Below are 26718 nucleotides of genomic sequence, written 5' to 3'. Positions count from 1 at the left end.
GGCTGAAGTAGAAGCGAGAGGGTCTGATGGGCCCCGAGGACAAATAGGGCGACCATCATGGGGTACCTTTCGAATCAACTTCTACCCATCCTCGAAAGGACGACACCCATAATGGCCGCTGGTCCTTAGTTTATCGACCCGACCGCGTATCTCGAAGAGCTACTCACCCAAGCATCACCTGATCTGATGCGTTGGATGCTCGGTGATTTCATCAACCAAATTCTATCTGGCCAAGCCGATACTGTCTGCAGCGCTGACTACAGCACCACCAGCGACAACCACGTCAACCACCACAACGGCTACCGCCACCGACCACTGGATACGCGGATTGGCACCGTCGATGTGACTGTCCCGAAACTACGCCACAGTTCCTTCTTCCCTGACTGGCTGTTAGAACGAGGGTGTGATTAGTCCGTTGATGGCCAGCGCAGCCGACTTTGCTAACGCGAAAAGACTCGTTAGTTTCAGTGGTGCCCTAAACGATAAAAGCAACATGGCTGAGGCGAAGAAACCAAACAGGCTAGGTGCACCACTCTCACCACGCTCGTCCTATGTCAGAGTTGACGAAAACCAGCGGCTTTCCCAAACTCGCAGATAGGATAATGTTGTGGAGGTAGAAATCGCAACGATCGAGTGGGCCTCATAAGAAATATTTCGGAACCAAGACAAAGTTTAGGAAAACTCGGAGCACTTCAGAATGAGTCCACGCTACGCACGACAGGAAACCCTGTGGGGAACTGACACTCAAAAGCTCCTGGCTAACGCCACCATCGCCGTCATCGGCGCCGGCGGCCTCGGCTCACCTGCCCTGCTCTATCTAGCAGGCGCTGGCGTGGGACGCATCCTGTTGTTCGACGACGACACCGTCTCCCTTTCCAACCTGCACCGCCAAGTCATCCACAGCACAGCAACTGTGGGTCAGCCCAAAACCGAATCCGCTGCCGCGGCCATGAACGCCCTCAACCCCGAGTGCACCGTCGAGCAATTCTCGCGCCTCACGCCCGATACTGCCCTGGAACAACTGCGCGGCGCTCACCTCATCATCGACGGCACCGATAACTTCTACTCCCGCCACCTGGCCTCCTGGGCCGCCCATGAGCTGGGCATTCCGCACGTGTGGGCGTCACTCCTGGGTTATGACGCGCAGCTCACCGTCTTCCACTCCGGCCACGGCCCGGTCTACGAGGACCTCTTCCCCACCGATCCACAGGTACCCTCCTGCTCGCAGGCCGGCGTGATGGGCCCAGTCGTCGGCGTGACCGGCTCCGCCCTAGCCGTTGAGGCGCTCAAGCTCCTCACAGGCATCGGCACCCCGCTCATCGGCACGCTGGGCTACTACGATTCCCTCGCCGGGAACTGGGAATACATCCCCGTTCGCGCCAACGGCGCCATCCCGGCGCGCCCCGACAACCCCACGGATGTCCGCGAGATCCCTGCGGACGCCACGCTCATCGACGTCCGCACCGCCTCCGAACGCGCCACCTCGCTTATCCCCGGCTCGCAGCACTTCCCGCTCGATGACATCCTCGCCGGTCACAATCCGCCCTTAAACTCTGAGGACCTCGCCGTCCTCTACTGCGCCAGCGGCCTGCGCTCCTCCCAAGCAGTCGAGGCCCTGCGCGCCCGCGGCTTCAGCAACGTCTACTCGCTGCGCGGCGACATCGACGCCTGGCAAGAACACATTTCCGAGCTTGAGTCCGAAGCCGCCGCCGCGCGTCGCGGCGATCTGGAGACCATCTCTCTCGACGACCTAGAGGCCGAGCACAACGACACATAGACCAAACCATAGCCCGAACCCTTGCTCCCTTTCCTCTACCCACATGGCATCTGATAGAAGGCATCTATCAGAAGGCGTTTTCAGAGCTAAAAACGCCTTTTACCCCGCGCAGATGGCGTTTTGAAACCCAAAGATGCCTTTTGACAGATGCCATCTGCAAAGTGCATCTTATGACTCGAACCATGCACGGGATCGACTCCTACAACGCCCCCAACCAGACACCCCCTTTGTAAGCTCACTGCCATGAGGATCCGCCAGTATTACGTCGCCACCGCTGTGATGTGTGCTCTCACGCTGGTGTACATGCTGCTGCGCTGGGATTCGGTGCCTAACCCCATCCCTGTCCACTTCGATGGCTCGGGCAATCCGGACCGCTTCGAACCCAAGTCTTTCTTCAACGCAACGGCCCTGGTGTGGATTGGCGTTGTCTTCGCCATTGCGCTGCCGCTGTGCGTGCCACCGGTCTCGCTGGCGCGAAAGACAGCGCAGGTTCCGGTGGAGTCAGCGCTTCCTTTCTCCGAGACCACGGCACAGCGCGCGGAGCTGCTCGCTGAAAAGACCACCACCTTCATCGCCCAGACAGTGTTCGCCATGACGACCTGCGTGTGCCTCACCGCGGTCTGCACGGTAGTACCGGACATCCCCTTCTCGGGCTTTCTCCTCGTGGCCGCGTGGATAGCCTTCACCGTGTTCGTCATGATCCAAGGCGTCCGATTGACGCTGACATCCGCGAAGGACGTGAAAGCCATTCCCACCGACCATGATGAACAGGTTCGAAACAAAGCACTCCGCTTTGCCGGCGGCATGGGAGTCTACAACGAGCCCGCAGACCCCATGTGCATGGCAGTCTTTTCCACGAATCCTTCGAAGCTGCAGATCAACACCGCCCACGAACCGGGACGGCGCTACCTGTGGCGCATGGGCATCGCTCTCGCCGCATCCATAGCATTCTGCGTGCTCATCGCCGTACTCTAGGCATATGGAGCACCTGTTTGAGCGCGCACACTCGATCCTTTCTAATGCCACCCACGTTGAGGTGTTCACCGGCGCGGGTATGAGTGCGGATAGCGGCATCGCCACATACCGCGATGCGCAGACGGGCATCTGGGAGAACGTGGATCCGGTTGCAATGGCGTCGATAAGCGCATGGCGTAATGAACCAAAGCCCATGTTCGCCTGGTACCTGTGGCGTGCCCAGCTAGCGCAGCGGGCCGAGCCCAACGCCGGGCACCGCGCGATTGCTGCCGCACGGGACATGACGGTGACTACTCAAAACATCGATAACCTGCACGAGCGCGCCGGAAGCCAAGACGTGGTCCACCTGCACGGCTCCCTGTTTGCCTTCCGCTGCGCCGACTGCGATACGCCCTATGACGAGAACATTGCACTGCCGAAGGAACCGGTCGAGAGCATCACTCCACCCGAGTGCCCCGTGTGCGGTGGACTCGTGCGCCCGGGCGTCGTGTGGTTCGGCGAGGCACTGCCCGACGACGAATGGGCCGAGGCCGAGCGCCGCATGTCCACCGCGGACGCGCTGCTCATCGTGGGCACCTCCGGCGTGGTCTACCCCGCCGCCGGCCTGCCGCAGATTGCCCACGCGCGCGGCATCCCCATCGTGGAAGTCACCCCGCAGCCCACGGACCTTTCACCGCTTGCCAGCGTGGTGGTCACCGCCACCGCAGCGGAGGCGCTGCCTCGCATCCTGGCGGGGCGGATCGATGGCAAAGAGGAGTAGCAACCCGATATCCGCAGCCCTTGCCCACCAAAATGTACAAGATGTACATTTGTTGTATGAAAACGATTTCAGTGGCATCCAGCCAGTTTCGCCAATCCCAAAGCCAAATTCTTGAAGAGGCACAGCACACGCCCGTCGCCATCACTAGTCGTGGAAGCCGGATTCGCGCTTTTGTCGTCTCTCCTTCATTTTTCGCCCGCGCAGTTGAAGCACTGGAAGATCGTGAGGATGTTCAGGCCGCAGAGATTGCCCGAGGAGAAGCCGTAGAGATTTCACACGAAGATCTTAAAAAAGAACTGGGCCTCACCTAATCGCCTTCTATGGCTAACTCCACTTATCGCATCACCTATAAGGCATCCGCAGCCAAGGAATTACGCAAGCTCGATAGACCGACACAAAGGCAACTTCTTGCTGCAATCGAAGACTTAGCTGTTACCCCTCGTCCGGATGGAGTAAAGAAGCTAAAAGCCTCGACCAATCTGTATAGAACTCGAATCGGGCACTATCGCGTGGTTGGCACTATCGCGTGGTTTACGAGATCTTAGACGGAAAGCTCGTAGTCCTCGTCCTGCGTGTTGCTCACCGACGAGATGTTTACCGGAAATAGGCAAGATTCCTCTCAGATAAACAAACCGGTTCCACCCTGCCAGAAGGTGAATACTCCACTTCGATCGAAAGATAGTTCTTACACATCCAGATCGATGTCGTGCTCCTTAGCCTTTCCGTCCAGCACTTGCTCGTAAGACTCCAATAGCCGGCGAGCATTGACTGGGGAGCCGAAAAGATAATCAGTCTCTACCCACGCCGAATAGTTATCCTCTGACATCACGAAACCACCATCCTTACCACAACCATTATTCCCCCCGAGAGGAGATGAATCCATGCTCTACCTTGTTCCAGGGGCCTTAGCGGGAATCGTCTTTTACGCCATTCTCACAGCAGTGAGCTGGGCTATCGAGAAAGCTTGGCCGCAATGCCACCTTGGAGCGCATAGCCGGTTGGTCATCCACTGCCTTGTCGCGATTACATTTTCGATTTTTCTCGCCCTGCCTGGCGGCGGAGGAAACGGGGCCACGCACCTACAGATCAGCGGGTTCCTACTAGCTGGATGCGTTCTGAGCTTCGTTACAGCCGCATGGGACAGGAGCAAAGCCGCTACAAATGACCCCCAAAAATAGTTGGCGGAGGCGGCGGGATTTGAACCCGCGGTGAGTTTCCCCACGCTGGTTTTCAAGACCAGTGCATTCGGCCGCTCTGCCACGCCTCCTCGTCACGCGTCAGCATGCACCGCGCGCAACACGTTCAGAGTACTAGACTCCGCCGCGGGAGAAGAATTCGGCTTATCACGCCACCGATAATGGCCTCACAACCGCAGGTTCGCCAGTGCTACTCGTCGTGCTGATTGCTTTGCGACGCCGCGGGTGCGCCATCCGACTCCTCATGCTGAATGCGCGAGACATGCAGTCGGGCATGGGCAATGGCGTCGAGAGTGTCGTCGAAGACGTGATTCTCGTGCGCAAGCTGGTCAAATACGCCGAGTCCGCGCAACACCGGAACATGTTCTGGCTTCGTGGCTGCGAGTAAGACAGTGGTACCGCGGCGTTCGAGGTGCCCGATGGTGTCGGCGAGCATTTGGGCACCGGTGGCGTCGATCGTCGTGACGTAGCGCATGCGGAGCACGACAACCTTGACCGACGAGACATCAGCGAGCCCCAGGAGGAAATCGTGCGCTGCGCCAAAGAAGAGTGGGCCTTCCAAGCGGAAGGCGGCGATGTGTTCGTCGAGAAGCTCGCGCTCCTTGTCGCGGTTATCTCCCGTCTCCAGCGGGGCAGCCTCTAACACCGCCGTGCGGGCGGTATCGCGCAGTGCAAAGAAGCCCGCGATAACAAGGCCAATGAGCACGGCGACGACAAGGTCGAACACGACGGTGGCGGCAGCCGTGATGAGCAGGGTGACCCCGTCGCCCTTGGTGGCGCGCATCACCGAGCGGATGTTCCGCGGATGGATCATCTGGATCGCAGTAGCGATAAGCACGCCGGCGAGCGCGGCGAGAGGAATCTCGCCCACCCACCGGGCCGCGACGAGCACGGCGACGAGCAAAAGCAGCGAATGGAACACCGCTGCCAGGCGCGTACCCGCTCCTGCTCGCACGTTAACGGCAGTTCGGGCGATCGCGGCGGTCGCGGGGATCCCGCCAAACAGGGGCGCGACGACATTGGCCACGCCCTGCCCAAAGAGCTCGCGGTCGGGATCGTGCCGGTCGCCGACAGTCATCGCGTCGGCAACCGTTGCAGACAGTAACGATTCCAACGCACCGAGAGCTGCGACGGCGACCGCTGCCAACAGCAAGGAATCCAGGTGCTCCCACGGGATGTGCGGCAAGCGCGGAGCAGGCAACGTCGACGGGATGTAGCCGATTGTCTTCAGGTTACTGTCTGCCAGCATGTTGATGGCCGTCGCGGCAGCTACCAACACCAACGCCGCGGGAAAGCCACTACGAACGCGCGCCGCAACCACGATTCCGGCCGCCACCGCGAGGGTCATCACTGGCGCCTGCCATCCCGGGGCATCTAACCAAGCTTTGATTGCGCCCCACGCCAACCCGAGGACCTTCTCGCCGTCCACATCAACACCGAGTGCAGCAGGCAGCTGCTGGAGGCCGATGATCACCGCAATACCGGCTGTGAAACCTTCGACGACAGGCAACGGCATGTATTTCATCGCACGGCCAGCGCCGGTGAATGCCAGCAAGAGCAGCATGAGCCCCGCCAGCACGCCAACGACGAGCACCCCATCGGCACCATGGTCGGCCACGATGGGGATTAACACGACGGTCATTGCACCAGTCGGGCCACTTACCTGAACATTGCTACCACCGAAGACTGCGGCCAAGATGCCCGCGACGATGGCCGTCGTAATTCCGGCTGCCGCGCCGACACCGGACGCAACGCCGAAGCCGAGCGCGAGGGGCAGTGCAACGAGGGCCACCATGAGGCCTGCCGAGAGGTCGCGCCCGATCGTCGCGCGGGACCAGTCGGAGCGGCGCGGTGCGAAACGTAGGGCACGGGATCGGATGCCCTCCTGAGAGACAGCGGAGGGGTGGGTCATGCTACTTTCTTGCTCCTTCAAGACTCAACGACATCCAAAGGATACCCAAGGTGCCGTCCTCCGACGGTCGCATTCCCAGTTCTGGCCGCCGCCATCGCGGTCAATGCCTTCCTCGTCGAGAATGATTGGATTTAAGTACGGTGGTGTGGCATGAAAGCCATCATTCAGACCAATCCGGAAGACCCACACTCGCTAGAGTTGGGGGATGTCGCCACACCAGAACTAGCTGCCGGCGAAGTCCTTGTTAAAGTCAAAGCCGCCGGCGTGAACCGCGCCGACCTACTCCAGGCCCGCGGGCACTACCCGCCGCCGCCGGGTGCATCGGAGATTATCGGCCTCGAAGTCGCCGGTGAAGTCGTCGATGCCGGCACCACCGACGTCGAGGTTGGCTCCAAGGTCGGCGCACTGCTGGCCGGCGGCGGCTATGCCGAATACGTGGCCGTGCCGCAGGGCCAGCTGCTGCCCATCCCCAGCGGCTACTCCTTTGCCGAGGCCGCCTCCGTCATCGAGGTGGCCTGCACCGTGTGGTCCAACATCGCTATGGAAGCTGGCCTCACACAGGACCAGACCATCCTCATCCACGGCGGCGCGGGCGGTATCGGCACCTTCGCCATCCAGGTGGCGAAAAACCTCGGCGCCACCGTCGCCGTGACGGCTGGTTCCGATGAGAAGCTCGAGACCTGCAAGGAACTCGGCGCGGACATCCTTATTAACTACAACGAGCAGGATTTCGCCGAGGAACTGAAGAACCAGTGTGATGTCATCCTCGACATCATGGGCGCGAAGTACCTCAAGAAGAACCTCATCGCGCTCGCCAAGGGTGGTCACATGGTCACGATCGGCATGCAGGGCGGAACAAAAGCCGAGCTCAACATGGCCATCCTCCTCAACAAGCGCCTGACCCTGCAGGGCACCACGCTGCGCTCCCGCTCGTTGGAGGGCAAGGCCGCCATCGTTGCGGACACCGTCAAGAATGTCTGGCCTTGGCTAGAGAACGGCAGCGTCAAGCACCACCTGCATCGCACTTTTGCGCTTGTCGACGCCGCCGAAGCCCACCAAGCCCTCGACTCCGGCGAAGTCACCGGCAAGCTCGTCCTCGAGGTCTAAGCCAGCGACGCAACCACGCGGGTGAGATGCTCCACGTCGTGGTACGTGCTAAACGGACTCAGCGAGACCGTGACGGCACCGCCAACCTCTTCCACGCCCATCTCCGTGAGCAGCGGGGTGTGCGGAGCGATGGTAGTCACCAAACCATTATCAAAGAGGCGGCGGTGAATCACGTCCGCAGGCACGTCACGCACGGCAAAGGTGAGGCGTGGGAGGCGGTCATCGGAGGCGTCGGCAGCCGCCTCCCCCGTCACACCCAGGATGTGAACGGCCGGAAGCGTGCCCAACAGGCTATAGAGATCCCCGGTGAGATCCTCCATATAACCGGAGAGAGCTTGCATGGAACGCGTCAGGCGCACGCGGCGCGAACCGCGCTCCCCGCCGGCGAGCTCCGCGAAATGGTCCACCAGAGGACCAACGCCACCCGCCAAGCCCGCGGAAACCGGGCCAACGACAAGCTCATCGAGGCGGCGGAACATCGCGGTATCGCGGAAGACCAGCGCCGCCACCTGCGGGCCACCAAGAGCGCCCACTTCCACGCCGAGGATGTCCGCCCCAATCGCATCAAAGTCGAGGAGACGGTAGGGGGCGATCGAGGAGACGTCGACAAGCACCCAGGCGCGCGAACGCTCATGGACCGCATCGATGATCTCCGCGGCCGGTGTTACAGTGCCCAGCAGCTCGTGGGCGGCGGAAAAAGCGACAAACCGCGTCGAGCCATCAACCAGATCCGCGTATTGGAATGCCGGTAACTCGCCCGTACCCAAATCCGGCTGCGCCCACCGAATATCAGCTCCCACGTGCTCGAACGCGCGTGTCATCTCCGGCGAATCAAAGCGGGAGAGCACCACCGAAGACTGGCGGCGCAGCAGCGGGCGCAGTGCAACGCCCAAGGACTGGTAGAGCACCGGCAAAGACGGGCCCAGGATGACTCGTTCCGCCGTGGCACCCGTGAGATCCGCCATGGCCCGGCGCGCGGAGGCATACATGTCAGCCGCGTGGAGCTCGCCTGGGTCGTGATGCGCCGAGTGCGCGCCCACGGCGTCCTCCAGCGGCTTCACCGTGGCGGACATACGGAAAGAACGGGCAACGCCAGAGGCCACGCGCTCCGCAATCTGCGGCGCGGCATGCGCGTTCAGGTAGGTCCAACCATCGGACAGACCAGTGTAAAGACCTCGCACGCTGGCGACGTCATACTGTTCCGTCATGCTTCAACCCTTCCTCGAATCGTCCGATCGACTCCCTACTCTATACGCCCCACCTGAATCTTTCCTAACCCTCGGTTTTCCCAGCTCGCTCGCGTTTTCCCAGGTTACGGGCGTGTGTGTAGGTTTTTGGCGGACGTGCGCGCTAGGGTGAATGGCGTGCAAGACAAGAAAAACCTGCGTGACGACGTCGCCCGCATGACCTCCGCGCCTGCACCCGGCGAGGAGCCGGCCTCGCGTTCCATGACCATGTCGGCGGCCTTCGCCGATCTGTTGCAAGGCGCTCGCCAGCGCGAGCTGTGGTTCAAGCTGGGCATCCAAGACATCAAGCAGCGCTACCGCCGCTCGGTGCTGGGTCCTTTCTGGATCACCATCGCGACCGGCGTGATGGCCGCGGCCCTGGGCCTGCTGTACTCCATGCTCTTCCAGATCCCCGTGGCGGAGTTCCTGCCCCACGTGACCGTGGGCCTGATTATGTGGAACTTCATTTCGGGTGCCATCAAGGAAGGCTCGACGGTCTTCATCGACAACGAAGGCTTGATCAAACAACTGCCCGCACCACTATCGGTGCACGTCTACCGCTTAGTGTGGCGGCAAACCCTCTTCTTGGGCCACAACCTCATCATCTGGCTGTTGCTCATCATCATCTTCCCACGCCACCTGGGCTGGGAGTTCTTCCTGTTCATCCCGGCGCTGGCGCTCTTCTTGGTCAACGGCGTGTGGGTAGCCATGTTCTTCGGCATCATCGCCACCCGCTTCCGTGACGTTGCCCCGCTGCTGGAGGCTCTGACCCAGCTGCTTTTCTACGTCACGCCTATCGTGTGGATGACCAACACCTTGAAGGAGCAGGGAGGTGCCGTGGCTAGCCGCGCGCGCATCGCTGAGATCAACCCGCTCTACCACTACATGGAGATCATCCGCGCCCCCATGATTGGTGAGCCCGTCGCTGGCTATCACTGGCTTATCGTCATCGCTTGCACCGTCGTCGGACTGCTCATCGCTGGACTGGCCATGCGCCAGTGGCGCTTCCGTGTCTCCTACTGGGTCTAGAAAGGATCGTCCATGGTTTCCATTGATACGTATAACGCTTGCGTGGACTTTCCCATCTTTGATGCCAAATCCCGTTCACTCAAGAAGGCGATGCTCTCCACGGCCGGTGGCTCCATTGGCAAAAATGACCAGAACGTGGTCATGGTGGAAGCGCTCAAAGACATCAACCTCCACCTGCGTGAGGGCGACCGCGTCGGCCTCGTCGGCCACAACGGCGCGGGCAAAACCACTCTGCTGCGCCTGCTCTCCGGCATCTACGAACCTACGCGCGGTGCTGCCGACGTCCGCGGGCGCGTTGCCCCAGTCTTCGACCTCGGCGTGGGTATGGACCCGGAGGTTTCCGGCTATGACAACATCATCATCCGCGGCCTCTTCTTGGGCCAGACCATCAAGCAGATGAAGGCCAAGATGGATGAAATCGCCGAGTTCTCTGAGCTGGGTGATTACCTCTCCATGCCGCTGCGTACCTACTCCACCGGTATGCGTGTGCGCCTAGCACTGGGTGTGGTGACCTCCATTGAGCCGGAGATCCTGCTTCTCGACGAAGGAATCGGCGCCGTCGACGCCGCCTTCATGGCCAAGGCTCGCGTCCGCCTCCAGGACCTGGTGAAACGCTCCGGCATCCTAGTCTTTGCTTCCCACTCCAATGACTTCCTGGCGCAGCTGTGCGATACCGCCTTGTGGATCGACCACGGTCAGATTCGCTCGGTGGGCGAGGTCTCCGAGGTCGTCGGCGAGTACGAAGGCCCCGAGGGGGGCGAGTACGTGCGGGATTTGCGCAAGCGCTTCGACAACGAGGAAAACGCCTAAGTTTCCGTGAAAACAGGCGACAATTCACTTGTTTTCACGGAAACCTTGCTGTTCCTACTGCCCTAGTTGCCAAACTTTTCGGGCCCCAGCGAATGGTCGGTCATACTTTCGTCACTTAGGGCACCTCACCCCAAGCAGCTCGCCCAGCTCCTCGCTCATGCCACTGACAGTTACTTCCGGCCCCGGCTGGTAGTCCTCTTTGCGCAGCACGGCCTTGTTGCCTTCGATGATGTAGCCCAGCTTGCGTGATACAGCCTGGGAAGCTTCATTGCCGGGGTCCCACTCGGAGCGCAACTGGCACGCGCCCAAGTAATCAAAACAGAAGACCGCAGCGGCATGGCGAACCTGCGTCCCTATCCCGCGGCCCTGAAGGCGGTGGTAGATCCACGATCCGGTTACGACCTCATGGTTATCGGGAAAACTCTTCGCCCGCAGATCCACCGAGCCGATGATCTCACCATCAAGATGCACTCCGAAGTCGAGCGACCATTCTTCCGGGGACATCTGCGCGCGGTGCGCCCACCGGAAGCTCGGGTCCGGCTTCTCTTTCAGCCAGGGGAACGTGTACTCCGGAAGCGGCTCACCGAAAATCTCAGCCGCACTAACACCGTGGATGGCAGCAATGTCGCTATCGCGCAGCACCCGCAGGGTCAGGTCACCCACCTGGATGGAAATCCGAAAAGGAGCCCACATCTCTTCGATACTTTTTACAGCCATGGCTAGCATCGTATAACTCATCACGGGTGGCACAATGGAACGCATGACTGCCACCCTGTCCCAGGCCGGTACGACGGCCGCTGTGATCGTCACCCACCAGCGCGTGGAGCTGCTGCGCGCCTCCCTTGAGCAGGTGGTGAACCAGACGCACCCGGTGCAGTGGGTCATCGTGGTCGATAACGGCACAGAACAAGCTGTAGAGGAACTCCTCCACGAACTGGCCGGTGGGCGCGCCGTCTACGTGCCTTCCGAAACCAACCTCGGCGGCGCCGGCGGCTTCGCGCTGGGCTTCCTCACCGCACTCGCCCTCGGCGCGGACGCGGTGTGGTGCGCCGATGACGACGGCCGCCCCGCCGACCACCACGTGCTGGAAGAGCTCTACCGCGTTGCGGAAAACAACAGCCTTCACGAAGTTTCCCCCGCCGTGTGCAACATCAACGAGCCCGCCAAGCTGGCCTTCCCGCTGCGCCAGGGCTTGGTGTGGCGGCGCTACATGAGCGAATTAGAGGGCGACTTCCTCCCTGGTATCGCCTCGCTTTTTAACGGCGCGCTCATCTCCGCCGAGGCCATGGAGATCATCGGCGTGCCAGATTACCGCCTGTTCATCCGTGGCGATGAGGTGGAATACCACCGCCGCCTGGTCAACTCGGGCTTAAACTTCGGCACTGCGCTGACCACCAGCTACCTGCACCCGGATGGCTCCGACGAGTTCAAGCCCATCCTCGGCGGCAAAATGCATACTCAGTATCCGGACGGCGAGTTCAAGCGCTTCTTTACCTACCGCAACCGCGGCTACCTTCTATGGCAGCGCGGCATGCGCAAGCTGCTGCCGCAGGAATTCGCACGTTTCGGCTGGTTCTTCATCGTGCAGCAGCATGACGTGAAGGGATTCATGGAATGGCTGCGCCTGCACAACCGTGGCCGCAAGGAAGACTTCCGCAGGCCCTAAACCTCAAAGGACTTGCGCGTGCTGCGGAAAATGACCCACCGCTGCACGAAGAAGTTGATGAGTGTTGCCGTGCCTTGCGCAATCACAAACGCCACCGCCAGTGCCCAGGACGAGGGCCACTCCAGGTTGTGGTCGAAAAAGGGGAAGGCCCAGCGGTATAACAAAATATTGATCGCATAGGTCATGGCATAGGTGGCAAACACCGCGGCAAAGCGGCGCTTCGATGCCCGAGCGTTGAAGGTCCACCGCCGATTCAATAAATAAGCCACGAAGGTGCCCACAGCAAAGCCGACAGTTCGGGAGCCCACGTCCCCGAACACCCCTAAACCAATTTGAAAAAGCCAGGTCAGGGAGACGTCGATAAGCGCGGCAATGGCTCCCGTAATGGCGAACTTCGCGCCCTGCGCGTGCAGGGAATTCGATCGTGAGAGGCGTTCGGCGCGACCAACCATAGTTACTTGCCTTTAAAAATGAATACGCGCTGAATGACGAAGTTAGTCACCGTGGCCACGCCCTGCGCGATGACGAAAGCGATAGTGTCCTTCAGCGCGCCCTCGAAGCCCAGACTGATCAGTGGAGCGTTGAGCACCCAATACAGGAAGTTCTGCACGGCGAAGGTAGACAGGTACAGCATGCCCACGGCACCGGCGGTACGACCAGATACTTGGGCACCGAAAGTCCAGCGAGCATTGGCCACATACGCGGCGATGGTACCGAAAACCCAGCCGATCGCCTTGGCCAGGGAGCGGTGCAGGCCGAGGTAGGTCAGGAAGAGAGTGAGGCCATAGTCGATGGCCGCGGTGAAAACACCGACGGAGACAAAGCGCACGAGCTGCGTCTTCAGGGTGGAAGTAGGTTCAGTCACGGCGGAATACTCTACCCGCGGATGAGGGCGCGGTAAATGTCCAGGCGATCCACGGGTGCGACGGCGTCTTCACCATAGGCACCGAGGGATGACAAAACCTTAAGCGACGCCGTGCACAGCTCCCGAATCTCAGCACCGCGAAGCTCCTCGCCGTCATCGTCGACCCAGCCCAACGCCGCCATGGCGGTCTCCACCACGGAATCCGTCAGCTCGCGCCCGCCCATGCAGGACAGCGCCAGCGCCATCGACCAAAAGGCGTCCTTGCCTTCGTTTGTTACTTCTCGCGGCAGGGTACGCAGCTGGCGGTACGCCTGGGCATCAATGTTGACTTCGCGATTCAAATCCAAAGCTTGGAGGAGCGGAACGAAGTCATAGAGCCGGGTTCGTTCAATGAGCGCGCGGACGGGACTAACCACCAGATCCAGAACTTCATCAATGGTTTCCTGGCCTGTGAGCTCAGCATTCACTGCGGTGAGATCAAACGATGTCTGAAAAGATCCGGAGCCGCCCACGCACAGAGCCTCCGGCGTGCCGTTATCGCGCGGATAGGTCTCCACCACGACTATCTCGAAATCCCACAGCCCCCAGGCATAATCAATCTGCTCGCCTTCGCGGCTTAAGAATTCGCGCACGGTATGGCTCGGATCGATTCGTTGGCCGCGGGCATCGGTATGTTCAAAAAAGTGCCACGGCGAATCCTCTTGAGGCAGGCCGAAGCAGACCTCGAGAATATGATGAAGCTCTTCCAGCGTGAGTGCGTCCGAGAAACCAATCTGGCGGTGCACCTCGGCTTCCGCGCGGACGTTGGACACCTGGCACAGCAGGGTTCGAGCAGAATCACCACGTTTGGCGCGGACCTGCGCCAAATCTGTGACCTGTGAGCTCATGTGCCCCACCATACGCACTTTTAGTTGCGGGCGGCGTTCTCGCGCGCTTCGAGCTCGCTGAAGATGAACACGATGGCGGCCCCGATTCCGCCCCACACCGTCCACGGTTTTGCCACGCCGCGGCGGCGGATAAAGCCAACGATTCCCCGCTGTGCCTTAATCCCCAACCAGCCGCCAACTACAAGCGCACCAAGGCCAACCGGAAGCGCCCACAGCGGCACCTCCGGCTTCTCCGGTTCCGGTTGCCCCTCGTGGCTCTCGGCATTAGTAATGGCCACGAGTGCACCAAAGCCTAAGAAAGACAGGACATAGGCGGACACGAGCGCAGTCTTGTTCTTGATCCAATCTGGATAAGAAGTCATGATCGCCACGGCCGCGGCTTGGGTGATACGTCCGGCGAGGGTGTCATCCAACGCATAATTATCTTGCTTGGGAGAAGTCATACCGCACCACTTTAGGCGGGCGGTAGGCTACCGTGCATGTACTCCTCCAAAAAAGAGCACCTCACTCCGGCACAGCGCGCGGCGCAAGATGAGCGCGCCGAGGTCGACAAGCGCCACGGGCACTTCCTCGCCACCGAGCACACCTCACTGCCACTCAATGGTTTTATGACGCGGCTCATCGCCGAGGAACTGCCCATCCTCGACTCCACCTCGCGCGGCCGTGTCTATGAAATCCTGCGTTCTTATGAAGGCCCCGAGATCACCTCGCAGGATGAACTTCCCGAGGAAATCCGGCAGATCATGGATCTGTACTAGCCATAGAAAACCATACAACCGGACGGCACAAATGTTCCGTTTGCTTGGCTTTTGTACCTAATCTCACGTTTTCACTCCCGCCACAGCCACTGCCGCCTAGGTAGTGTAGAAAACCGACCCATCACATCGATTTAAAGAGTAAGAGATGGAACTGCATACTACTGAGAAGTCCCTCTACGGTTGGGGCCGCACGGCGGCGACAACCGCCCATGTTTTATCCACCCCGGACGTCGACGTCATCAAGACCGCCGTCGCCCAGGTGGCCGAGGACAACGCTGATAAGCCTTCCCACCTGCGCCGCGGCGTCATCGCCCGCGGTATGGGCCGCTCCTACGGTGACCCCGCGCAGAACGCCGGCGGCCTCGTCATCGACATGCAACCGCTCAACAACATCCACTCCATCGACCCAGAGTCGGGCATCGTCGACGTCGACGGTGGAGTCACCCTCGACCAGCTCATGAAGGCCGCCCTGCCTTATGGCCTGTGGGTTCCGGTTCTGCCGGGCACCCGCCAGGTCACCATCGGTGGTGCTATCGGCCCGGATATCCACGGCAAGAACCACCACTCCGCCGGTTCCTTTGGTAACCACGTCACCTCCATGGAGTTGCTCGTCGCCGATGGCCGCGTGCTGCACCTGACCCCGGAGGGAGAGCACAGCGATCTTTTCTGGGCCACCGTCGGCGGCATGGGCCTGACCGGCATCATCCTGCGCGCCAAGATCAAGATGACGAAGACGGAAACCGCCTACTTCATCGCGGATACCGACCGCACGGATAACCTCGAGGAAACCATCGCCTTCCACTCCGATGGATCGGAGCACAATTACACCTATTCCTCCGCGTGGTTCGACGTCATCTCCCCAGAGCCGAAACTGGGCCGCTCCACCATTTCCCGCGGCTCCCTGGCCACGCTAGAGCAGCTGGAGGAGCTGAACCCGAAGCTGGCGAAAGATCCGCTGAAGTTCAATGCCCCGCAGCTGATGACCGTTCCGGATATCTTCCCGAACTTCACCATGAACAAGCTCTCGCTCATGGCTATCGGCGAGGCCTACTACCTCATGGGCGCCCCGGCCCGTAACCAGGTCAAGAACCTCACGCAGTTCTACCAGCCGCTGGATCTCATCGGCGAGTGGAACCGCGGCTACGGCTCCAACGGCTTCCTGCAGTACCAGTTCGTGGTGCCGACCGACGCCGTCGAGCCCTTCAAGGACATCATCCGGGACATGCAGCGCTCCGGCCACTACTCCGCGCTCAACGTGTTCAAGCTCTTCGGCCCGGGTAACAAGGCCCCGCTGTCCTACCCGATGCCGGGCTGGAATGTCTGCGTAGACTTCCCCATCAAGCCGGGCCTGGGCACCTTCCTCGACGATCTGGACAAGCGCGTCATGGAATTCGGTGGCCGCCTCTACCTGGCCAAGGAGTCCCGCACTTCGGCGGAGAACTTCCACAAGATGTACCCGGGCCTCGAGGGCTGGCTCAAGACCCGCAACGACATCGACCCGACTGGCGTCTTCGCCTCCGATATGTCCCGCCGCCTCGAGCTGCACTAGAAAGGATTAACCTCATGCTGAATGCAGTAGGCCAAGCACAACACATCCTCCTTCTCGGCGGCACCTCCGAGATCGGCCTCGGCATCGTCGAGGAATTCCTCGAGCGCGGCCCGGCCAAGGTCACTTTGGCTGCTCGTGCCGACTCCCCGCGTATCGCGGAGGCCCGCGCCACCATCGAGTCCCGCGGTGGCGACGTCGAGGTCCTGGACTTTGACGCGACTGCCTTCGAGGGCCACCCGGACGTCGTCCAGCGCGCGTTTGAACGTGGCGATGTCGACGTCGCCATCATCGCCTTCGGCACCCTCGGTGACCAGGAGGAACTCTGGCAGGACCAGGCTAAGGCAGTTGCCTCGGCCCAGACCAACTTCACCGCACCGGTCTCCCTCGGAGTCTTACTCGGCCAGAAGTTCCAGCAGCAGGGCCACGGCACCATCGTGGCGCTCTCGTCTGTCGCCGGCATGCGCGTGCGCCGCTCCAACTTCGTCTACGGCGCCTCCAAGGCCGGCGTGGACGGCTTCTTCATCAACCTCGGCGAAGCCCTGCGCGGCTCCGGCGCCAAGGTGCTGGTGGTTCGCCCGGGTCAGGTGCGCACCAAGATGTCGGCGGAGGCCGGCGAGGCACCGCTGACCGTTAACGTCTCCGACGTGGCCAAGGCCACCGTCAAGGCAGTGCTCGACGGCAAGCAGTCCATCTTCGTGCACCCGCTCTTTGAGTACGTGTCCTTGGGATTCAAGTTCATCCCGCAGGCCATCTTCCGGAAGCTGCCTTTCTAAAGTTCCGCTATGTCCACGGCGTGTGGGAGACTAAGTGCATGACTGAGTCTCCCGCCACGTCGTCTATGTCCCCCACCGTGGAATATAACGTCGACCGCTTGACGCGTCGCGCCACTCTCGTGGGAATGGCCGCCGCCGCTGTAGGTGGCGGCCTTATCACGCTCATTGGTTTCTTCGCCTTCAAGACGGTCTCCCTTCCGGCGTTCAGCACGTCGATGGTGACCCGCGCATTGAGCACTGCGGGAACTGCGCTCACCGTTCTCCTAGTGGGCGCGTTATGCGTGTGGTGGGTGATTGGCGCCTCCCCGCGCCCCCGCTGGCGGTCGTGGCTCACCACCGCTGTGTGTTATATCTCCCCAGCGCTGCTCACGCTGACCAGTATCGGCCTCCCCCTTTCGGCCTCCCGCCTGTGGCTCGACGGCGTCCAGGTAGACCAGGTTTTCCGCACCCAATTCCTGACCCGCGCCACGGAAGCCGGTTCCTATGCGGACATGAACTACGAGGGCCTGCCCACCTTCTACCCACTGGGCTGGTTCTGGATGGGCGGGCGCCTCGCAAACCTCCTCAACATGCCCGGCTGGGAGGTATACCAACCGTGGAGCCTCATCTCCCTGGCCGTATCCGGGTGCATCCTGGTTCCCCTGTGGCAACGGCTGTCCGGTTCCCTGCCGGTTGCCACCGCCATTGCCCTCACCACCACAGCGGTGACGTTGGCCATCGGCGCTGAGGAGCCCTATTCCGCGGTCATCGCTATGGGCGTGCCGGCCGTGGCCGTGCTGTGCTCGCATGCTTTCCATAATTCTTCCTGGTTCTCCACCGCCGGAATTGCCATCTACCTGGGGGTTTCCGCCTGCTTCTACACGCTCTATACCGGTGCCGTGGCATTGACCATCGTCAGCCTCATTGCGCTCGTCACCTGCGTGGCCGAACGTACATGGACTCCCCTGATACACCTCGCTACTATCGCGGCCGGTTCTCTGGCCATCGCCGCGATCGCCTGGGCGCCATACCTGCACGCGGTTCTGCATGCCACCGCCCCGCTGGAATCCACCGCGCAGCATTACCTGCCGGAGGAGGGCACCCAGATCCCGGCCCCCTTCCTCTCCTTGTCCGTCATCGGCATTCTCAGCCTCATCGGCTTGATCTACCTCGTCCTACGCATCGACGAGCCCGACATCAGGTCAATGGGCACCGCGATCGTCGGCACCTACCTGTGGATCTTGGCTTCTATGGTCATGACCCTCGCCGGCAGCACGCTGCTGGGCTTCCGCCTCGAGCTGATCGTCGCGGTGCTCTTCGCCACTGCTGGCATTCTCGCGCTGGCCGACGTCCGCCTCATGGGCCTTCCCACGCTCTACCCGGCGCGCTTCACCGAGACCACGAGCAAGCGCATAACCTTGGTATTCGCCATCATCATGGGCCTTGGTGGTATTTACTATGCCCAGCAGATCCCGGCGACGAACGTGACCGCCCTGGACCACGCCTATACCGATACCGACGGCTACGGTGAGCGCGCGGACCGCTACACCAGCGATTCCTCCGCCAACTACGCCAAGATCCGTGAGTTCATCGACTCCCAGGGCTACGACGCCACCGACACAGTTGTCCTGACGGATGAAAAGCTCTTCATGGCGTATAACCCCTACTACGGGTTCAACGCCTTCACCAGCAACTACGCCAACCCGCTGGGAGAGTTCAGCACCCGCAACCTGCAAATCGAGGAGTGGGCCTCGAAGTCCTGGGAACAGACTCCGGAGGAGTTCGCGCAGTCCCTCGAGTCCGCGCCGTGGCGCGGGCCCGACGTTCTCATCTTCCGCGGCGACATGGAAGAACCCGGTGACGGTTACAAGACTCACTTGGCGGAGGACATCTACCCCAACCAGCCCAACGTGCGCTACCGCGCGGTGTTCTTCAACCCGGAAGTCTTTGAGAAGGGCTGGGAAGTCAAACAAATCGGCCCCTTCGTCGTCGCGGCCAGATCTTAAAAAGGCACGTCGGTGACGTACACTGATCGCCGTGTCAGATCGGAAAACCTCTTCATTACGTGCACCGCAGTCCCTGCGGCTCACCGCCATCATCGCTGGACTCATCGGGTTCCTCTGCTTTGTGGCCACGCCGCTGCTGCCGGTGAACCAAACCCAGTCCTCCTTCGATTGGCCCCAGCAGGGCTCCCTGCAGTCCATCAACGCCCCGCTCATCTCGGTGGCGCCGGAAGAAATTGATGCAGAGATCCCCCTGAGCGCCGTCGACAAGCTGCGCGATGGCCAGGACCTGCTCTACGGCACCGTGCCCCCGGAGTCCAAGAAGGCCTCCAACCGCGGCATGTTTGTCCGTGCTGGCGAGGGTGGTCTCTCGGTCACCAGCCTCGATGAGGTCATTTTCTCGCTCACTGCCGAGCAAGTGGCGAAGCTGCCTGACGACGCCACCCTCCGCATCCAGTCCACCGGCGACGGCACCACGGTGACCCTGGGCAAACACAAGAAAACTTCCGATGAGGATCTGCGCCCGCAGGTCACCGGCGTCTACACCGAAATCGACGACACCCCGGAAGCCCTTAAAGAGCTGGGCGATGACCTCCGTATCCACGTCGAGATCAACTCGCGCTTCACCTCCTCCCCGACACCGCTCAAGCTCATCGCCATGTGGCTGGGCTTGGCCATGGTGGTCATCAGCCTGATCTGTCTCTGGCGAATTGACCGCCTCGATGGCAAACGTTTCGGCTTCATGCCCGAGACCTGGAAGCAGATCCGCCCGCTGGATGGCGTCGTGGCTGCCGTACTCGGCTGGTGGTATATCTTCGGCGCCAACACCTCCGATGATGGCTTCATCCTCACCATGGGCCGCGTTTCCGATCACGCGACCTACATGGCGAACTACTACCGCTGGTACGGCGTCCCCGAGGCCCCGTTCGGCGCTCCCTACTACGACCTCGTAGCATGGCTGGCGCAATTCTCCAGCGCCTCCATCATCGTGCGCCTGCCCTCCCTCATCTCGGCGCTCATCATCTGGTTCGTGTTGTCGCGCGAGATGCTCCCGCGCTTCGGTGCCCGCGTCAACGAGCGCCGCTTGGCGCACTGGACCGCGGCCTTCATGTTCTTGGCTTTCTGGCTGCCGTATAACAACGGCATCCGCCCGGAACCCATCGTGGCCCTCGGCGTCATGCTGACGTGGGCCTCCTTTGAGCGCGCCATCTCCAACCAGCGCCTCCTACCAGCGGCCGTGGGCACCATCATCGCCGCCATTACCCTGGCCGCAGGCCCCACTGGCCTTACCGCGGTGGGCATCTTCCTGGTCTGCCTGCCCGCGCTGTTCCGCATCATGGGCACGCGCGCTTCCCAGGTCGGCTGGACAGCCCTCATCGCCCCGTTCCTGGCCTGCGGCACTGCGGTCATGGTTGCCGCCTTCGGGGATCAAACGTTAGCGTCCGTGCTCGAGTCCACTCGCGTTCGTTCCGCGGTCGGCCCGTCCCTGCCGTGGTACTCGGAGTTCGTGCGCTACTCCACGCTGTTTGAGCCCTCCGTGGATGGCTCCCTGACGCGCCGCTTCGCCATGTTCACCATGCTCTTCTGCCTGGCGCTCATTATCTACGCTTTCATTAAGGACCACCGCGTCGTGGGCGCGGAGGCAGATCCCACCAAGCGCCTGCTAGCCATCATGGCGCTGTCGGCCTTCTTCCTCATGTTCACGCCGACGAAGTGGACGCACCACTTCGGCATCTACGCCGGTGTCGCCGGCGTTATCGCCGCGCTCGGCTCGGTGGTCCTTTCCCAGATCGCCATGCGCTCCCCGCGCGCCCGGACCTTCTCCATCGCCGCGGTGATTTTCCTCATGGCCATCTCCCTGGGCGGCTGGAACGCCTGGTGGTACGTGTCTTCCTTCGGCATCCCGTGGTGGGACCGCACGGTGCAATTCAAGGCTATTGAGGCCAATACCGTGGTGCTCGCCATCGGCATGGTGGTGCTGGCGATTGGCCTCTACCAATCACTTACTCACAACAGCCGGAAGGCTGAGGTGTCCCGCTGGGCAGGCGCCATGTCCGCACCAATCGCAGTGGCCTGCATCCTCATCGTCGCCTTCTCCTGCGCCTCCTTTGCCAAGGGCTACGTGGCCCAGGCGGATTCTTACTCCGTGGGCAAGGGCAACCTGGCCTCCCTACGCGGCGATGTCTGCTCGCTCGCGGATGCCACGCTGGTGGAAACCAACACCAACGACGCTTTCCTCACTCCGGTTACAGGCGAACTCAAAGACTCCCTGGTGGATCCGGAGGAAGACAATTTCGGCTTCGGCCCGAACATGATCAAGGAGGATATTGAACCGGAGAACCTCAACTCGGCGTCGGTAGGCGCCATTGCCAACACCACCGGTGATTCCTCTGCGTCCTCCAATGAGCAAAAGGAGCTCACCGAAACCGAGGAGAAGGCCACCGAGGTCACCGACTCTTCCGCCGGCGGCGTGCGCGGAACCTTGGGCGTCAACGGCTCCGAGATGCACCTGCCCTTCAACCTGGATTACACGAAGGTCCCGGTCATGGGCTCCTACGATGAGTCGCAGCGCTCCACCGCCACCATCACCACGCAGTGGTACAACCTGCCGGAATCCTCAGAAAACTCCCCCATCCTCTCGGTTTCTGCCGCCGGCAAGATTTACCACCACGACGTCAACGGCGTGGAGCAGGAGGGCACCGAGCTCACCCTGGAGTACGGCACCCTCAAGGACGGCAAGGTCACCAACAAGGGTGAGGCCGAGCTTTCCGACGTCGGTGCTACCCCCAAGTGGCGCAACCTCCGCATTGCTCTGGACGAGCTCCCGGAGGAGGCCAACGTCGTGCGCCTCGTTGCGGTAGACGACTCCACCGATGAGGATGATTGGATGGCGTTTACCCCGCCGCGCGTGCCGGAGCTTGCCACCATCAACTCGCAATTCGATTCCTCCACCCCGGCACTCCTTGACTGGTCCGTCGCCCTGCAGTTCCCCTGCCAGCGCACCTTTGACCACTACGCCGGGGTAACCGAAATTCCGCAGTTCCGCATTCTTCCCGACGCCGCCGCGCAAACTTCCCTCACGGACTTCCAGTCCTTCTCCGGTGGTGGCGCGCTGGCAACCGCGGAAGCAGTGAACTACTCCTATGAGATCCCGAGCTACCTCAACAACGATTGGGCGCGCGACTGGGGCTCCATTGAAAAGTATGAGCTGCGCACCAACTCCCAAGGCGAGGCCCCGCTGGAGGCGAAGATCGACCAAGAAATCATTCAGCGCTCCGGCTGGTGGAAGAACTCTGAGATGAAGATTCGCCCAGAGGGCGAGCAATAGCCCTACAGGAACTTGGCAGCGTCACGCACCCGCTGGCGCGCCACGGCCGGGGTAGAGATACGGTGCATCGACACGTACTCCGCGGTCTGTGCACCGGGAATCTCCACGGGCTCAGCAATCTCGTCCTGTACTGCGGTCTGGACCAAGATGTCGGAATACAGCCCCGGCAGCTTCTCAACATCGAGAACATAGTCGCCGCGGATCTCCTCCGGCAGCTTGGCCAACGCACCGAAGTCGGGGAAGGTGAGGAGGAGGGCGTCGGCAGGCACCAGCGCTGCGAGCGCCCCACCGGAGGAATATCCCCACACCGTCACGCGGTTGGCCCCATGCTCGCGCGCATAATCGACGGCCGCCTGAACCGACTGAACCATCTCCGCCACGGTGTGCTCGGGCGCCAACGGATAATCCACATCAATGATCGTGGTCCCCGACAGCTGCGCCGCAGCAGCCACTTCGGGCCGCCACTGCATCTCTAGCGCCTTGCCGTCACCGCGCCACCAACCACCGGAGTGCAGCGAGACTGCCCAGCGGCCATTCTGTTCCGAGGGAACAAAGATAGCTCCGACCTCAGAATCCTCAACACGCACCCCCGCCGTGAAGGCAGTACCGGGCAGCGAGTGATCCACCGCGGAACCCAGCACCATCATCGAGGCCTGCACGATGCGATCCGGCAGCAGCGCACAGTAGCGGTCCGCCTCCGGCGAACCTCCACCTGCCCACGGCGGGCGGAAGTCCGGCAGCGGGTAGTGCACCTCCATGTAGGAGGAGAGTTGCTCGAGCTGTTTTTCCGGACTTAGTTGGTAGTCACTCATGGACCCAAGGGTACTACCAGATGGTGACGCGCTCCTCTGGGACCAATCCATCCTCGACATCAAAAGCCTCGTAGAACTCGTCAATGTTCTCGGCGATGATGTTGCAGCGGAACTCCGCCGGCGAGTGCGGGTCAATAGCCAAGTACTGCGTAGCCATCTCCGGACGAATAGCAGTACGCCACACGCGCGCCCACGCCAGGAAGAAGCGCTGCAGACCGGTGTACTCGTGCTCTGCCAATTCAGGCTCAGCACCTTCTGCCTCAAAGGGCGCGACCTGACCGTTGATGTCCAGGCCCTTGTCGGCGCAGTAGTTCTTGTAGGCCACCACGGCAATGCCCAATCCGCCCAGGTCACCGATGTTCTCACCCAGAGTGAAGCTGCCGTTGACGCCTGCGGAATCAGTGCCCTCCAGTACCTTGGGCACCTGGCCTTGGAACTGATCCACCAGCTTCGCGGTCAACTTCTCGAAGGCCGCGCGGTCCTCATCCGTCCACCAAGAGTTGAGGTTGCCCTGGCCATCATACTGCGAGCCCTGATCATCAAAGCCATGCCCAATCTCGTGGCCAATCACCGCGCCGATAGCACCGAAGTTCTCCGCGGCATCAGCTTCTGGGTTATAGAACGGCGGGCGCAAAATAGCCGCCGGGAAGGTGATGTCATTGACCACCGGATTATAAAAAGCATTCACCGTCTGCGGGGTGGAGAACCATTCATCGCGGTCCGCCGGCTTGCCAATCTTGGCCAACTCATAATCGTGGTTCCACGCGTTGCCTGCGCGCACATTGGCCACCAAGTCCGCACCCTTCGGCGAAAACTCCAGGTCAGAGTAGTCGCGCCACGTATCCGGGTACCCAATCTTGGCCTTGAACTGGGAGAGCTTTTCCAGCGCGCGCTCGCGGGTACCCGGGTTCATCCACTCCAGCTGCGAAATCCTCTCGCGGTAGGCGGCGGTAAGGTATTCCACCAGCTCATCCATCTCGGACTTCGAGGACGGTGGGAAGTGCTTGTCCACGAAGACCTTGCCGATTTCCTGGCCCACCATGTTTTCCGCCAGCCCGACGGCGCGCTTCCAACGTGCACGCTGCTCAGTAGCACCCGAGAGCTTAGTTCCATAGAACTCGAAGTTCTTCTTACCGATCTCCTCGGTGAGGTAGGGGGCACGCGACAACAGAATGTGCCACGTAGCCCACAGCTGCCAATCCGCCATACGGCCGGCGGTGAACAGGCCCTCGAGGTGCTCAAAGTAGGACGGCATCATGGCCACCACACGGTGCTCCGGCAGTCCCCCACCCTGCAGGATGGCGCGGGTGATGTTGGGCAGCTTGGCGACGTCCACCGGGTTATACGTCTTCACCGCATCACGGGAGGCCACCACATCCCAGTGCCCTGCGGCAATTTCCTTCTCCAGGTTCACGATGCGGGTAGCTGCAACCTCCGCGCCCAGCCCGAAGAGGCGAGCGGGATCTAAGAATCCCAGCATCGCCGCAACGTGCTTCTCGTAGTCAGCGAGCGTCTGCGCGTGAGCTTCTTCGCGGTAATAAGCCTCATCCGGCAGACCTAAACCAGACTGAATAATGTAGGCCACCGCGTCCTCGGAGCCGGAGTCTTTTTCTACCCAGAAGGTCACCGGGGCACCAACGCCCTCGCGCTCCAGAACACCCAGGTTGTGCGCCAGCTCCTCCGGATCAGCCGCAACCAGCTTGTCCAGATCGTCGGAAAGCGGCGCCGTCCCCGCAGCATTGACTCCCTCAACGTCCATGTGAGAGGAATACACGATCCCAGGACGGCCAGCGTCTTCCTTAACGATCTCGTGGACGAGTTCCTCGGCTTCGTCGCGCAGCGCGTGGAAGGTGCCGTCGACACCGCGATCATCGGGGATAACGTGGGACTCAATCCATGGGCCATTAACAAATTGATACAGATCCTTCATGCACTTCACTCTATGTCAGAAGCACGCGTTAGTGTGGTGTGCATGACTTCTTATCGTTTCCCTCCGGCGAAGATGACGGGACCTTTCTTCGCCGTGCTCGGGGCAACCTTGCTCGTCCTTGGGCTGCCCGCTGTGCTGAGCTTGGCCTTGCCGGAACGTGAACCTGAAATGGAAGAAGTGGTGCTCGATGACCCTGAGTGGCGCCAACCCATCGAGGGCCTTACGTGCAGCGTAAATCATGATTCCATGGCCAACCAGGCCTGGGACTGCGGCGATACCTTGGTCGAGGCCTATGTCACCGAAGGCGTCGAGGACGATGCACTCGCTTTGCGCCGCGCCGTGCGCGCAACCAGCTTCGAGGGCATGCCGAAGAAAGAAGACGTTAAAGATGCCGGAGGCATTCTCACCCTTGAAACGGATGGCTTTATTCCGGTCTTCGCCTTCAGCGTGGCTAAAGGCGATCTCAACTATCAGATCGTCTTCTCCAATGGTGACCCGACCGACCTTGCCCAACAATTTATGGAGGCCTTCTGATGAGCAAAATCTTCCGCGTTACCTTGTGGATCATCATTGGTCTCTGCCTACCGATTTCCCTGATTAATCTGCTCGGCATTTTCTTCGTGGCTCCTCTGCCGGGCCTCGTTAGCTTGATCCTCGGCGTCGGCTTCTTAGCGCTGGGCCTGTTCCTGTGGAGTCGCAGTCCGATGTGGGCAAAGCCGGGGAAAGGGTGGGCGTCGGCAAGCGTGCTCTGGGGAGCCGGCGCTGCTGTGACCTTGGCGCTGCTGTCAGCCTCCCCACTGACCGACCTCTCCGTGGGCCTGGGCTGGGAGGAATCCATGATGTCCTGGGCCGGTGCTTATCCGGAAGAATTTGCCAAGGCCCTCGGCGTGGTCTTCATCCTCCTCAGCTTCCGACAGCTCAACCGGCCTTGGCACGGCTTCATCGTCGGTGCGCTCGTGGGCTGGGGCTTCGAAGTCCTGGAAAACAGCCTGTACTCCGCGATGGGTGCACTGATGCACCCGACCTCAGACTGGATCGGCATGCTCCAGATGTGGGGTCTGCGCCTTGTTGCAGGCCCGTGCCTGCACATGTGCTTCTCTGCCATCGCAGGTTTTGGCATCGGCTGGGCTATCTACGCCGCGCATAAACCATGGTGGTGGCGCCTCGGCATTGGCGTGGGCGCGCTGTTTTTCTCCTTCTGTCTCCATTTCGCGTGGAACTACATGTGGGAGGAAACCTGGCAGCTCGTCACGCAGTATGTCCTCGTGGCGCTCATCATGTACCCGACGGTCATCTACCTGGGAATCCGCGCTCACCGCCTGGCCAAGACCGACGACACCTATTCGCATTCGCCGGGCGCGGCCAGCCTGCGGTGA

The 26718-nt window shown here is 61.3% G+C and carries 27 protein-coding genes, 1 tRNA gene and 1 pseudogene; 18 read left to right on the top strand and 11 right to left on the bottom strand.

The window, feature by feature from the left end:
• Window positions 1-132 precede the first annotated feature (132 nt).
• The 7 genes and pseudogenes from HWX44_RS08570 to HWX44_RS13310 all read left to right on the top strand — a co-directional run.
• Window positions 133-399: pseudogene (locus HWX44_RS08570) on the top strand (transposase); the annotation flags it as partial.
• A gap of 298 nt (window positions 400-697) precedes the next feature.
• Window positions 698-1777: a ThiF family adenylyltransferase gene (locus HWX44_RS08565; RefSeq protein ID WP_175974186.1), complete on the top strand. Its 1080-nt coding sequence runs from the start codon at window positions 698-700 to the stop codon at window positions 1775-1777.
• Between the two features lie 243 nt (window positions 1778-2020).
• Window positions 2021-2752 carry a DUF1648 domain-containing protein gene (locus tag HWX44_RS08560; protein ID WP_144657054.1) on the top strand — a complete coding sequence of 244 codons (732 nt, stop codon included), beginning with the start codon at window positions 2021-2023 and terminating at the stop codon, window positions 2750-2752.
• A gap of 4 nt (window positions 2753-2756) precedes the next feature.
• On the top strand, window positions 2757-3512 hold the full coding sequence (locus tag HWX44_RS08555; RefSeq protein ID WP_144657052.1) for an NAD-dependent deacylase: 756 nt from the start codon (window positions 2757-2759) through the stop codon (window positions 3510-3512).
• 56 nt (window positions 3513-3568) lie between these two features.
• Window positions 3569-3823 carry a type II toxin-antitoxin system Phd/YefM family antitoxin gene (locus tag HWX44_RS08550; RefSeq protein WP_175974184.1) on the top strand — a complete coding sequence of 85 codons (255 nt, stop codon included), beginning with the start codon at window positions 3569-3571 and terminating at the stop codon, window positions 3821-3823.
• Window positions 3824-3832: 9 nt separating this feature from the next.
• Window positions 3833-4057: a type II toxin-antitoxin system RelE family toxin gene (locus HWX44_RS08545; protein WP_254868147.1), complete on the top strand. Its 225-nt coding sequence runs from the start codon at window positions 3833-3835 to the stop codon at window positions 4055-4057.
• Window positions 4039-4119 (top strand): type II toxin-antitoxin system RelE family toxin, encoded by an 81-nt coding sequence (locus HWX44_RS13310; RefSeq protein ID WP_254868152.1) that lies wholly within the window; start codon window positions 4039-4041, stop codon window positions 4117-4119. The genes HWX44_RS08545 and HWX44_RS13310 overlap by 19 nt, the downstream gene beginning before the upstream one ends.
• A 78-nt stretch (window positions 4120-4197) precedes the next feature.
• Here HWX44_RS13310 and HWX44_RS08540 read toward each other — a convergent pair whose 3' ends face one another.
• The 3 genes from HWX44_RS08540 to HWX44_RS08530 form a co-directional block, all read right to left on the bottom strand.
• Complete coding sequence (locus HWX44_RS08540) at window positions 4198-4338, bottom strand: hypothetical protein (RefSeq protein WP_010188335.1); 141 nt, start codon at window positions 4336-4338, stop codon at window positions 4198-4200.
• Between the two features lie 353 nt (window positions 4339-4691).
• Window positions 4692-4779: transfer RNA gene (locus HWX44_RS08535), tRNA-Ser, on the bottom strand.
• A 119-nt stretch (window positions 4780-4898) separates the two neighbouring features.
• Entirely contained in the window at window positions 4899-6620 is a 1722-nt protein-coding gene (locus HWX44_RS08530) for a SulP family inorganic anion transporter (RefSeq protein ID WP_144657047.1), read from the bottom strand.
• Between the two features lie 150 nt (window positions 6621-6770).
• Here HWX44_RS08530 and HWX44_RS08525 point away from each other — a divergent pair, with 150 nt between their 5' ends.
• Entirely contained in the window at window positions 6771-7727 is a 957-nt protein-coding gene (locus HWX44_RS08525) for an NAD(P)H-quinone oxidoreductase (RefSeq protein WP_144657045.1), read from the top strand.
• On the opposite strand, the gene HWX44_RS08520 is transcribed toward HWX44_RS08525, so the two are convergent.
• The gene (locus tag HWX44_RS08520) at window positions 7724-8935 is read right to left on the bottom strand and encodes an aminotransferase class V-fold PLP-dependent enzyme (RefSeq protein ID WP_175974182.1); all 1212 of its coding nucleotides are present in this window, start codon (window positions 8933-8935) and stop codon (window positions 7724-7726) included. The two genes, HWX44_RS08525 and HWX44_RS08520, sit on opposite strands and share 4 nt — an antisense overlap.
• A gap of 195 nt (window positions 8936-9130) precedes the next feature.
• On the opposite strand from HWX44_RS08520, the gene wzm reads away from it, so the two are divergent.
• Both wzm and wzt read left to right on the top strand, forming a co-directional pair.
• Entirely contained in the window at window positions 9131-9982 is an 852-nt protein-coding gene (wzm, locus tag HWX44_RS08515; protein ID WP_175974244.1) for a galactan export ABC transporter permease subunit Wzm/RfbD, read from the top strand.
• A gap of 12 nt (window positions 9983-9994) precedes the next feature.
• The gene (wzt, locus tag HWX44_RS08510; RefSeq protein ID WP_175974180.1) at window positions 9995-10792 is read left to right on the top strand and encodes a galactan export ABC transporter ATP-binding subunit Wzt/RfbE; all 798 of its coding nucleotides are present in this window, start codon (window positions 9995-9997) and stop codon (window positions 10790-10792) included.
• A gap of 111 nt (window positions 10793-10903) precedes the next feature.
• On the opposite strand, the gene HWX44_RS08505 is transcribed toward wzt, so the two are convergent.
• Window positions 10904-11509 carry a GNAT family N-acetyltransferase gene (locus HWX44_RS08505; RefSeq protein ID WP_175974178.1) on the bottom strand — a complete coding sequence of 202 codons (606 nt, stop codon included), beginning with the start codon at window positions 11507-11509 and terminating at the stop codon, window positions 10904-10906.
• A 34-nt stretch (window positions 11510-11543) separates the two neighbouring features.
• On the opposite strand from HWX44_RS08505, the gene glfT1 reads away from it, so the two are divergent.
• A complete protein-coding gene (gene glfT1 / locus HWX44_RS08500; protein WP_175974176.1) occupies window positions 11544-12458 on the top strand; it encodes a galactofuranosyltransferase GlfT1 in 915 nt (304 codons plus the stop codon).
• On the opposite strand, the gene HWX44_RS08495 is transcribed toward glfT1, so the two are convergent.
• The 4 genes from HWX44_RS08495 to HWX44_RS08480 are packed head-to-tail and all read right to left on the bottom strand — an operon-like array spanning window position 12455 to window position 14653.
• A complete protein-coding gene (locus HWX44_RS08495) occupies window positions 12455-12910 on the bottom strand; it encodes a GtrA family protein (RefSeq protein ID WP_144012868.1) in 456 nt (151 codons plus the stop codon). The two genes, glfT1 and HWX44_RS08495, sit on opposite strands and share 4 nt — an antisense overlap.
• A 2-nt stretch (window positions 12911-12912) precedes the next feature.
• Entirely contained in the window at window positions 12913-13302 is a 390-nt protein-coding gene (locus HWX44_RS08490) for a GtrA family protein (protein WP_175974242.1), read from the bottom strand.
• A gap of 32 nt (window positions 13303-13334) precedes the next feature.
• Window positions 13335-14210: a plasmid pRiA4b ORF-3 family protein gene (locus tag HWX44_RS08485; protein ID WP_254868146.1), complete on the bottom strand. Its 876-nt coding sequence runs from the start codon at window positions 14208-14210 to the stop codon at window positions 13335-13337.
• Window positions 14211-14230: 20 nt separating this feature from the next.
• Window positions 14231-14653, bottom strand: coding sequence for a hypothetical protein (locus HWX44_RS08480; protein ID WP_175974172.1), 423 nt, complete (start codon window positions 14651-14653; stop codon window positions 14231-14233).
• A 36-nt stretch (window positions 14654-14689) separates the two neighbouring features.
• Between HWX44_RS08480 and HWX44_RS08475 the strand changes: the two genes are divergently transcribed.
• The 5 genes from HWX44_RS08475 to HWX44_RS08455 all read left to right on the top strand — a co-directional run bounded on the left by HWX44_RS08475 (window position 14690) and on the right by HWX44_RS08455 (window position 22600).
• Window positions 14690-14968 carry a hypothetical protein gene (locus HWX44_RS08475; RefSeq protein WP_102234566.1) on the top strand — a complete coding sequence of 93 codons (279 nt, stop codon included), beginning with the start codon at window positions 14690-14692 and terminating at the stop codon, window positions 14966-14968.
• A gap of 145 nt (window positions 14969-15113) precedes the next feature.
• Window positions 15114-16517, top strand: coding sequence for an FAD-binding oxidoreductase (locus HWX44_RS08470; RefSeq protein WP_070702502.1), 1404 nt, complete (start codon window positions 15114-15116; stop codon window positions 16515-16517).
• Between the two features lie 14 nt (window positions 16518-16531).
• Window positions 16532-17290, top strand: coding sequence for a decaprenylphospho-beta-D-erythro-pentofuranosid-2-ulose 2-reductase (locus HWX44_RS08465; RefSeq protein ID WP_175974170.1), 759 nt, complete (start codon window positions 16532-16534; stop codon window positions 17288-17290).
• Between the two features lie 38 nt (window positions 17291-17328).
• Window positions 17329-19275, top strand: a complete 1947-nt coding sequence (locus HWX44_RS08460; protein WP_070681592.1) for a galactan 5-O-arabinofuranosyltransferase — start codon at window positions 17329-17331, stop codon at window positions 19273-19275.
• A 31-nt stretch (window positions 19276-19306) separates the two neighbouring features.
• Window positions 19307-22600 carry an arabinosyltransferase domain-containing protein gene (locus HWX44_RS08455; RefSeq protein WP_175974167.1) on the top strand — a complete coding sequence of 1098 codons (3294 nt, stop codon included), beginning with the start codon at window positions 19307-19309 and terminating at the stop codon, window positions 22598-22600.
• Window positions 22601-22602: 2 nt separating this feature from the next.
• Here the strand turns inward: HWX44_RS08455 and HWX44_RS08450 are convergent, their stop codons facing one another.
• Both HWX44_RS08450 and HWX44_RS08445 read right to left on the bottom strand, forming a co-directional pair.
• A complete protein-coding gene (locus tag HWX44_RS08450) occupies window positions 22603-23412 on the bottom strand; it encodes an alpha/beta hydrolase (protein ID WP_158397295.1) in 810 nt (269 codons plus the stop codon).
• A 13-nt stretch (window positions 23413-23425) separates the two neighbouring features.
• Window positions 23426-25342, bottom strand: a complete 1917-nt coding sequence (locus tag HWX44_RS08445) for a M13 family metallopeptidase (protein WP_175974163.1) — start codon at window positions 25340-25342, stop codon at window positions 23426-23428.
• 42 nt (window positions 25343-25384) lie between these two features.
• On the opposite strand from HWX44_RS08445, the gene HWX44_RS08440 reads away from it, so the two are divergent.
• Together HWX44_RS08440 and HWX44_RS08435 are read left to right on the top strand one after the other, a co-directional pair.
• Window positions 25385-25876: a hypothetical protein gene (locus HWX44_RS08440; RefSeq protein ID WP_049156735.1), complete on the top strand. Its 492-nt coding sequence runs from the start codon at window positions 25385-25387 to the stop codon at window positions 25874-25876.
• Window positions 25876-26718, top strand: coding sequence for a PrsW family intramembrane metalloprotease (locus tag HWX44_RS08435; RefSeq protein WP_175974161.1), 843 nt, complete (start codon window positions 25876-25878; stop codon window positions 26716-26718). The genes HWX44_RS08440 and HWX44_RS08435 overlap by 1 nt, the downstream gene beginning before the upstream one ends.

The organism is Corynebacterium sp. Marseille-Q2823 (genome assembly GCF_903645345.1).
Classification (GTDB): domain Bacteria; phylum Actinomycetota; class Actinomycetes; order Mycobacteriales; family Mycobacteriaceae; genus Corynebacterium; species Corynebacterium hiratae.
The sequence above is the reverse complement of the archived record's forward strand: the minus strand, read 5'-3'. Positions and strand labels throughout refer to the sequence as shown.

Excerpts from the sequence above, each read along its gene's own strand:
- HWX44_RS08505 (WP_175974178.1), bottom strand. The coding sequence starts at position 11,509 with ATGGCTGTAAAAAGTATCGAAGAGATGTGGGCTCCTTTTCGGATTTCC.
- HWX44_RS08555 (WP_144657052.1), top strand. The coding sequence starts at position 2,757 with ATGGAGCACCTGTTTGAGCGCGCACACTCGATCCTTTCTAATGCCACC.
- HWX44_RS08440 (WP_049156735.1), top strand. The coding sequence starts at position 25,385 with ATGACTTCTTATCGTTTCCCTCCGGCGAAGATGACGGGACCTTTCTTC.
- HWX44_RS08545 (WP_254868147.1), top strand. The coding sequence starts at position 3,833 with ATGGCTAACTCCACTTATCGCATCACCTATAAGGCATCCGCAGCCAAG.
- HWX44_RS08525 (WP_144657045.1), top strand. The coding sequence starts at position 6,771 with ATGAAAGCCATCATTCAGACCAATCCGGAAGACCCACACTCGCTAGAG.
- HWX44_RS08450 (WP_158397295.1), bottom strand. The coding sequence starts at position 23,412 with ATGAGTGACTACCAACTAAGTCCGGAAAAACAGCTCGAGCAACTCTCC.
- HWX44_RS08465 (WP_175974170.1), top strand. The coding sequence starts at position 16,532 with ATGCTGAATGCAGTAGGCCAAGCACAACACATCCTCCTTCTCGGCGGC.
- HWX44_RS08560 (WP_144657054.1), top strand. The coding sequence starts at position 2,021 with ATGAGGATCCGCCAGTATTACGTCGCCACCGCTGTGATGTGTGCTCTC.
- HWX44_RS08495 (WP_144012868.1), bottom strand. The coding sequence starts at position 12,910 with ATGGTTGGTCGCGCCGAACGCCTCTCACGATCGAATTCCCTGCACGCG.
- HWX44_RS08540 (WP_010188335.1), bottom strand. The coding sequence starts at position 4,338 with ATGTCAGAGGATAACTATTCGGCGTGGGTAGAGACTGATTATCTTTTC.
- wzm (WP_175974244.1), top strand. The coding sequence starts at position 9,131 with ATGACCTCCGCGCCTGCACCCGGCGAGGAGCCGGCCTCGCGTTCCATG.
- wzt (WP_175974180.1), top strand. The coding sequence starts at position 9,995 with ATGGTTTCCATTGATACGTATAACGCTTGCGTGGACTTTCCCATCTTT.
- HWX44_RS08460 (WP_070681592.1), top strand. The coding sequence starts at position 17,329 with ATGACTGAGTCTCCCGCCACGTCGTCTATGTCCCCCACCGTGGAATAT.
- HWX44_RS08480 (WP_175974172.1), bottom strand. The coding sequence starts at position 14,653 with ATGACTTCTCCCAAGCAAGATAATTATGCGTTGGATGACACCCTCGCC.
- glfT1 (WP_175974176.1), top strand. The coding sequence starts at position 11,544 with ATGGAACGCATGACTGCCACCCTGTCCCAGGCCGGTACGACGGCCGCT.
- HWX44_RS08475 (WP_102234566.1), top strand. The coding sequence starts at position 14,690 with ATGTACTCCTCCAAAAAAGAGCACCTCACTCCGGCACAGCGCGCGGCG.
- HWX44_RS08445 (WP_175974163.1), bottom strand. The coding sequence starts at position 25,342 with ATGAAGGATCTGTATCAATTTGTTAATGGCCCATGGATTGAGTCCCAC.
- HWX44_RS08550 (WP_175974184.1), top strand. The coding sequence starts at position 3,569 with ATGAAAACGATTTCAGTGGCATCCAGCCAGTTTCGCCAATCCCAAAGC.
- HWX44_RS08470 (WP_070702502.1), top strand. The coding sequence starts at position 15,114 with ATGGAACTGCATACTACTGAGAAGTCCCTCTACGGTTGGGGCCGCACG.
- HWX44_RS08435 (WP_175974161.1), top strand. The coding sequence starts at position 25,876 with ATGAGCAAAATCTTCCGCGTTACCTTGTGGATCATCATTGGTCTCTGC.
- HWX44_RS08520 (WP_175974182.1), bottom strand. The coding sequence starts at position 8,935 with ATGACGGAACAGTATGACGTCGCCAGCGTGCGAGGTCTTTACACTGGT.
- HWX44_RS08565 (WP_175974186.1), top strand. The coding sequence starts at position 698 with ATGAGTCCACGCTACGCACGACAGGAAACCCTGTGGGGAACTGACACT.
- HWX44_RS08485 (WP_254868146.1), bottom strand. The coding sequence starts at position 14,210 with ATGAGCTCACAGGTCACAGATTTGGCGCAGGTCCGCGCCAAACGTGGT.
- HWX44_RS08530 (WP_144657047.1), bottom strand. The coding sequence starts at position 6,620 with ATGACCCACCCCTCCGCTGTCTCTCAGGAGGGCATCCGATCCCGTGCC.